At 68.6% G+C, this 7,417-nt stretch carries 6 protein-coding genes and 1 pseudogene; 2 read left to right on the plus strand and 5 right to left on the minus strand.

Annotation, left to right across the window (positions count from 1 at the left end):
• A partial coding sequence (gene glmS / locus ACRDPS_RS01390; protein WP_431499824.1) for a glutamine--fructose-6-phosphate transaminase (isomerizing) occupies positions 1–1,813 on the minus strand: 1,813 nt, incomplete at its 3' end.
• A gap of 70 nt (positions 1,814–1,883) precedes the next feature.
• On the opposite strand from glmS, the gene coaA reads away from it, so the two are divergent.
• Positions 1,884–2,849, plus strand: coding sequence for a type I pantothenate kinase (coaA, locus tag ACRDPS_RS01395; protein ID WP_431499825.1), 966 nt, complete (start codon positions 1,884–1,886; stop codon positions 2,847–2,849).
• A 228-nt stretch (positions 2,850–3,077) separates the two neighbouring features.
• Here the strand turns inward: coaA and glmM are convergent, their stop codons facing one another.
• From glmM to rplM, 3 genes are all read right to left on the minus strand, one after another.
• Positions 3,078–4,433 (minus strand): phosphoglucosamine mutase, encoded by a 1,356-nt coding sequence (gene glmM, locus ACRDPS_RS01400; protein ID WP_431499826.1) that lies wholly within the window; start codon positions 4,431–4,433, stop codon positions 3,078–3,080.
• Between the two features lie 101 nt (positions 4,434–4,534).
• The gene (gene rpsI, locus ACRDPS_RS01405; protein WP_431499827.1) at positions 4,535–5,035 is read right to left on the minus strand and encodes a 30S ribosomal protein S9; all 501 of its coding nucleotides are present in this window, start codon (positions 5,033–5,035) and stop codon (positions 4,535–4,537) included.
• A gap of 14 nt (positions 5,036–5,049) precedes the next feature.
• Positions 5,050–5,493: a 50S ribosomal protein L13 gene (gene rplM / locus ACRDPS_RS01410; protein WP_431499828.1), complete on the minus strand. Its 444-nt coding sequence runs from the start codon at positions 5,491–5,493 to the stop codon at positions 5,050–5,052.
• Positions 5,494–5,891: 398 nt separating this feature from the next.
• Here rplM and rocD point away from each other — a divergent pair, with 398 nt between their 5' ends.
• Positions 5,892–7,130 carry an ornithine--oxo-acid transaminase gene (gene rocD, locus ACRDPS_RS01415; RefSeq protein WP_431499829.1) on the plus strand — a complete coding sequence of 413 codons (1,239 nt, stop codon included), beginning with the start codon at positions 5,892–5,894 and terminating at the stop codon, positions 7,128–7,130.
• 81 nt (positions 7,131–7,211) lie between these two features.
• On the opposite strand, the pseudogene ACRDPS_RS01420 reads toward rocD, so the two are convergent.
• A pseudogene (locus ACRDPS_RS01420) lies at positions 7,212–7,417 on the minus strand (TetR/AcrR family transcriptional regulator); the annotation flags it as partial.

Below are 7,417 nucleotides of genomic sequence, written 5' to 3' on the forward strand. Positions count from 1 at the left end.
GCGGCTGATCGACGTCGAGGCCGAGCTCGGTGGCCAGCTGGCAGGCGAAGAGCTGCAGGGGAACGACGGCGACCAGCGGCTGCAGCAGCACCGGCACCCGCGGAAGCCGGACGATCGTGTCGGAGACGGAGTCGACGGTGTTGTCGCCCTCCTCGACCAGGGCGATGGTGCGGGCGCCGCGGGCACGTACCTCCATGATCCCCGAGCGCATCTTGTCGTGCAGGAAGTCGCGGCCGCGCGGGGGCACGATGCACCAGATCGGCAGGCCCTCCTCGACCAGCGCGATCGGGCCGTGCTTGAGCTCCCCGGCGGCGAACCCCTCGGCGTGCAGGTAGGCGAGCTCCTTGAGCTTGAGCGCGCCCTCCAGTGCCACCGGATAGCCGGCGTGACGGCCGAGGAAGAGGAACGCCTTGCGGTCGGCGTACTCACGGGCGAGCTCGTAGACCTGCGGCGCGGTCTCCAGGGTCTGAGCGACCGCCTCCGGCATCGCCTCGAGCTGGGTCATGACGCCGTCGATCTCGTCGCCGTACATCGTGCCCTTGACCTGCGCCAGGTAGAGCGCGAGGAGGTAGCAGGCGACCAGCTGGGTGAGATAGCCCTTGGTCGAGGCGACCCCGATCTCCGGGCCGGCGTGGGTGTAGATGACCGCGTCGGACTCGCGCGGGATCGTGGAGCCGTTGGTGTTGCAGATCGCCAGCACCTTGGAGCGCTGCGAGCGTGCGTGCCGGATCGCCTGCAGCGTGTCCGCGGTCTCGCCGGACTGCGAGATCGCGACCACCAGGGTGGAGTTGTCGAGGATCGGGTCGCGGTAGCGGAACTCGGAGGCCAGCTCGACCTCGACCGAGATCCGGCACCAGTGCTCGATGGCGTACTTCGCGACCATGCCCGCGTAGAACGAGGTCCCCGCGGCGATGATGATGATCTTGGTGACCTCGCGCAGCTCGTCGTCGTCGAGCCGCATCTCGTCGAGATGGAGAGAACCGGAGGACGTACGCCGTCCCAGCAGCGAGTCGGCCACAGCACGAGGCTGCTCGAGGATCTCCTTGCGCATGAACCAGTCGTGGCCGTCCTTCTCGGCGGCGGAGAGGTCCCAGTCGATGTGGAAGCGGCGGCCCTCGGCCGTGGTGCCGTCGAAGTTGGTGACCGTGGCGCCTTCGCGGGTGATGGTGACGACCTGGTCCTGGTCGAGCTCGAGCGCCTCGCGGGTGTGCTCGATGAACGCGGCGACGTCGGAACCGAGGAACGACTCGCCCTCACCGAGACCGACCACGAGCGGACTGTTGCGGCGGGCGGCGACGACCCGGTCGGGGTCCTGCGCATCGACGGCCACGAAGGTGAACGCGCCGTCCAGCAGCGAGCAGACCCGCTGCATCGCGACGGTCAGGTCTGCGCCGCCGACGACCTCGCGCTCGAGCAGATGCGCGGCGACCTCGGTGTCGGTCTGCGAGCCGAACTCGTGCCCGGCCGTCTCCAGCGAGGCGCGCAGCTCGGCGAAGTTCTCGATGATCCCGTTGTGCACGACCGCGACGCGCCCGGTGCGCCCGAGGTGCGGGTGCGCGTTGTCGTCGGTCGGGCCGCCGTGGGTCGCCCAGCGGGTGTGGCCGATCCCGGTCGTGGACGCCGGCAGCGGCGTGGCCGCGATCGCCTTCTCCAGGTTGGCGAGCTTGCCGGCCTTCTTGTTCACTGCCAGCTTCTGGTCGGCCACCAGCGCGATCCCGGCCGAGTCATACCCGCGGTACTCCAACCGTCGCAGGCCGTCGATCACGACGTCCTGCGCGGACCGGTCTCCGACGTACCCAACGATGCCGCACATGGCCGATGATCCTACGGCTCTCGTGGACCCCACACGGAAGCGGCGGTGCTTGTGCGTAACAATCGTTGCCATGTCACACCCCGGGCCACACGGCGACGACCGCGGCTCCTCGCCCTACGTCGAGCTCGATCGAAGCGCGTGGGCCGAGCTCGCCACCGAGACCGAGAGCCCGCTGACCGAGACCGAGATCGAGTCGCTGCGTGGCCTGGGAGACCAGATCGACCTCAACGAGGTCGAGGAGGTCTATCTGCCGCTGAGCCGGCTGCTCAGCCTCTATGTGAGCGCCTCGGACAGGCTCCACGACCAGCAGGAGCTCTTCCTCGGCAAGCCGCTGCCGGAGCGTACGCCGTTCGTCATCGGTGTCGCGGGGTCCGTGGCCGTGGGCAAGTCGACCACCGCCCGCGTGCTCCAGCAGATGCTCGCCCACTGGCCCGAGCACCCCAACGTCGCCCTGGTCACCACCGACGGGTTCCTCTATCCCAACGCCGAGCTCGAGCGGCGCGGCCTGATGGAGCGCAAAGGGTTCCCCGAGTCGTACGACCGCAAGGCGCTGCTTCGCTTCCTCGTCGACCTCAAGTCCGGCGAGGACGAGGTCCGGGCCCCGACCTACTCCCACCTGACCTACGACGTCACCGACCAGAGCGTGGTGGTCAAGAAACCCGACATCGTGATCCTCGAGGGGCTCAATGTCCTCCAGCCGTCCCGGGTCCGCGCCGACGGCACCATCTCGCTCGCGCTCTCGGACTTCTTCGACTTCTCCGTCTTCGTCGACGCCGACACGCGTGACGTCAAGCAGTGGTACGTCGACCGCTTCCTGCGACTCCGCGAGACCGCCTTCCGCGACCCGTCGTCCTACTTCACGAAATATGCGGCCCTCTCGCACGACGAGGCGATCACCCGAGCCACCGAGATCTGGAACGAGATCAACGGCCCCAACCTCCGCGAGAACGTCCTCCCCACCCGCTCCCGCGCCACCCTCGTCCTCCGCAAAGACCGCGACCACTCCGTCCGCTACGTACGCCTCCGAAAAATCTGACGCCGACCCGGCGCGAATGTCTCAAGAAAACGGGCCGAGTCGGCGCAACTGTCCCATCATTCGGGGTCGAGTCGGCGCGTCTGTCCCAGCTCAGATCGTCGAGTCGGCGCAAATGTCCCAAGGTGTCACGGATCTTGGGGCATTTGCGCCGACTCGACCTGATTTTTTGGGACAGTAGCGTCGACTCGACGCTACTGCGTGAGACAGACGCGCCGACTCGGCGTCGGGCTAGAGGGCAAGTCGCGCGCGGACGACATCCGCCAGGCGCTCGGCGCAGGCTTCGGCGTCCTCGTGGGTGGGGGCCTCGACCATGACGCGTACGAGGTTCTCGGTGCCCGAGGGGCGCAGCAGGATCCGTCCGGAGCCGGCGAGCGCCTTCTCCTCGACGGCGACGGCCTCCAGCAGTCCGTCGTCGGTCTTGCAGCGGGCCTTGTCCACGCCCTTGACGTTGAGCAGGACCTGCGGGAGGCGGGTGACGACGGAGGCGAGGTCGGTGAGGGTACGTCCGGTGAGGCTCATCCGCTGCAGTACGTGCAGCGCGGTCAGGATCCCGTCGCCGGTGGTGGCGTGCTCGCTCATGATGATGTGGCCGGACTGCTCACCGCCGATGGCGTAGCCACCGCGGCGCATCTCCTCGAGCACGTAGCGGTCGCCCACGGCGGTCTGCTTCACCTGCACGCTGGCGGCGTCCATCGCCTTGACGAAGCCGAGGTTGCTCATCACGGTGACGACCACGGTGTCGTCGGGGAGCCGGCCGGCGTCGTGGAGCCCGAGGGCGAGGATCGCGATGAGCTGGTCGCCGTCGACGAGGTTGCCCTCACCGTCGACGGCGAGGCAGCGGTCGGCGTCGCCGTCCCAGGCGAAGCCGACGTCGGCGCCGTGCTCCAGGACCGCCTTCTGCAGCGTCTCCGGGTGGGTCGAGCCGACGCCGTCGTTGATCGAGAGGCCGTCGTTGGAGTCGTTGATCGCGATGACCTTCGCGCCGGCCTGGTCCAGGGCCAGCGGCCCCGCGGCCGCGGCCGCGCCGTTGGCGCAGTCGACCACGACGGTCAGCCCGTCGAGCCGTCGCTCCAGCGTGGACACCAGATGGGCTGCGTACGTCTCGACGGGGTTCTCGTGTGAGGAGATCCGGCCGACGGACGCGCCGGTGGGTCGGTCCCAGGACTCCTCGAGATGCGACTCGATCCGGTCCTCGAGCACGTCGTCGAGCTTGTGCCCGCCGCGCTGGAGGAACTTGATGCCGTTGTCGGGCATCGGGTTGTGCGAGGCCGAGATGACCACGCCGAGGTCGGCACCGAGGGCCGCGGTGAGGTGGGCGACGCCCGGGGTCGGCAGCACGCCCACCTCGATCACGTCGCACCCGGCCGAGGCGAGGCCTCCGGCGACCGTCGCCTGCAGGAACTGCCCCGAGATGCGCGAGTCGTTGCCGATGACCGCCAGCGGCTTGCGCGGCGAGTCGTCGGAGCCCGCCGAGTCCTGCAGGACCAGTGCTGCGGATGTCGCCAGGCTCTGGGCGAGCGCGGCGGTGAGGATCTCGCCGTTCGCGAGACCGCGAACACCGTCAGTGCCGAAAAGGCGTGCCACGTCCCTGTGACCTTCTTTCGTACGTCGGCCCCCGCCCGAAAATGAGGTTGGGGTGCCTCGTTACGAGGCACCCCAACACAATAAGAGGCAATGTCCGCCGATCAGCGCTTGCTGAACTGCGAGGCCTTGCGAGCCTTCTTGAGACCAGCCTTCTTACGCTCCACGACGCGGGCGTCGCGGGTGAGCAGACCGGCCTTCTTCAGGGTCGGGCGGTTGGTCTCCTCGTCAACGATGTTGAGCGAGCGGGCCACGCCGAGGCGCAGCGCGCCGGCCTGGCCGGCGATGCCGCCACCGTCGATACGGGCGATCACGTCGAAGCGGCCCTCGAGCTGCAGCGCGGCGAACGGCTCGTTCGCGATCTGCTGGTGCAGCTTGTTGGGGAAGTAGTCCTCGATGGTGCGACCGTTGATGGTCCACTCGCCGGTGCCCGGGACGATCCGGACGCGGGCGACGGACTCCTTGCGGCGGCCGGTTGCGGCGGCCGGCGCGATGGTCGCCGGACGCTCGGGGGTGTCGGCGGAAGCAGCGCTCTCGGAGGTGTACGCGAGGCCCTGCTCATCGGTCTCGAAGGTCTCTTCGACCTCTGCGGTGTTCTCAGTCATGTCCTGGTCCTGGCTCACTGGGCGATCTGCTTGATCTCGAACGGAACGGCCTTCTGCGCGGCGTGCGGGTGCTCCGCACCGGAGTAGACCTTCAGCTTCTTGAGCATCTGGCGGCCGAGCTTGTTCTTCGGCAGCATGCCCCAGACAGCGGTCTCGATCACCTTGCGAGCGTCCTTGTCGAGGATCTCGCCGATCGGGGTCGCGGTCAGACCACCCGGGTAACCCGAGTGACGGTAAGCCAGCTTGGTCTTGGCCTTGTTGCCGGAGAGGGAGACCTTCTCGGCGTTGATGACGATGACGAAGTCGCCGGTGTCAGCGTTGGGCGCGAAGATCGCCTTGTGCTTGCCGCGGAGGAGCTCAGCGGCCTGGACAGCGAGACGGCCGAGACGGACGTCGGTCGCGTCGATCACGAGCCAGGCGCGCTCGATGTCGCCCGGCTTGGGAGCGTAAGTACGCACGTGTGCCTTCTTAGTAGTTCGTTGTGCCCGCCCAGCGGGTGCATGTGGCGGGATGGTGCTCTCGTGACTTCTGACGAACACGGCCCGGCTTGCCCCACGGTGGTCGAACCTGACGAACCTGTCGAAACCACCGTGACCATCCGGATCTGCGCCCCTGACCGTGCGCGAGACCGCTGAGGGTCAAGCACGACAGGACGCGGCAGGAGCCACGACTTCCCAAGGTTACGAGCCCCCGGACGGCAGAGACAAATCTCGACGACGCCCGAGGGGTGGCGCAGGCGGGCAGGCGCGGCGTACGCTTTGCATGATTGTCAGACAATCAGATGATCTTTGGCTCTGGTGTCACCCTGATCCTTAGCCAGATCCCCCGAAACAGCACCACGAGATGGAGGAGTGCGATGACCCTGCTGAACGAGGCCCCGGACACCGCTGCGACCAGCCTGACCCCCGCCGCTTTCGCGGCCGCCGAGGCGCACTCCGCGCACAACTACCACCCCCTCGAGGTGGTGATCTCCCACGCCGAGGGCGCCTGGGTGACCGACGTCGACGGCCACCGCTGCCTCGACATGCTCGCCGGCTACAGCGCGCTCAACTTCGGCCACGGCCACCCCGCCCTGCTGGCCGCGGCCCGTGAGCAGCTCGACAAGGTCACCTTGACCTCGCGGGCGTTCGTGCACGACCAGTTCGCCGAGTTCACCGAGCGCTTGGCCGCGATGTGCGGCAAGGACATGGTGCTGCCGATGAACACCGGCGCCGAGGCGGTCGAGACCGCGATCAAGGTCGCCCGCAAGTGGGGCTACGACGTCAAGGGCGTGCCCGCCGACCAGGCCGAGATCGTCGTGATGGCCGGCAACTTCCACGGCCGTACGACCACGATCGTCGGTTTCTCCGACGACGCCGACGCACGCGACGGCTTCGGCCCGTTCGCCCCCGGGTTCGTGATGGTTCCCTACGCCGACCTGGCCGCGATCGAGGCCGCGATCACCCCCAACACGGTGGCCGTGCTGGTCGAGCCGATCCAGGGCGAGTCCGGCGTCGTCATCCCCGACGGCGACTTCCTGCCGGGCCTGCGCGAGCTGTGCACCCGCGAGAACGTGCTCTTCGCCGCCGACGAGATCCAGGCGGGCCTGGGTCGTACGGGCTACACCTTCGCCTGCGACCACGCCGGCGTGAAGCCCGACATGTACATCCTCGGCAAGGCGCTCGGCGGCGGCATCGTCCCAGTCTCGGCCGTCGTCGCCGATCGCGATGTGCTCGGCGTCATCGGACCCGGCCAGCACGGCTCGACCTTCGGTGGCAACCCGCTCGCCTGCGCCGTCGGCACCGCCGTCATCGACCTGCTCGAGTCCGGTGAGTTCCAGGCCCGCGCCGATGTGCTCGGCCAGGTCCTGCACACCCGACTGGCGGCGATGGTCGGCAAGGGCATCGTCGGCTTCCGTACCCGCGGCCTGTGGGCCGGCGTCGACATCGACCCCGCCATCGCGACCGGTCGCGAGATCTGCGAGCGCCTGCTCGCCCGCGGCGTACTCGCCAAGGACACCCACGGCTCCACCATCCGCCTCGCCCCGCCCCTGGTCATCGCCGAGGACGACCTCCACTGGGCCCTGGACCAGCTGGAGGCGGCGGTCACGGCCTGACCCCTCCGGCGGGGTGTAACACGCTGTTCGTAGGACTATCCGGTCGTTCTGAACCGCCGGTTGGATCCTACGAACAGCGTGTTACCCCTGCTCGAGCATCTCCAGCAGCGTCGGCAGCGAACCCGCCAGAACCCCCAGCAGCTCCTCACGCGACAGGCCTGCGGGGTCCTCCTTCCACGACAGCACCAGCTCCTGCGACATCGCTTGCCAGCCCCTGACGAGCAGGCGGGCAGCGGGAGTGTCGGCGACGAAGGACGGCGCGGTCTCGAAGATCCGGACACCGAGCT

Origin of the sequence: Nocardioides sp., from assembly GCF_050699375.1 — a bacterium.
In the GTDB taxonomy this organism is placed as follows: Bacteria; Actinomycetota; Actinomycetes; order Propionibacteriales; family Nocardioidaceae; genus Nocardioides.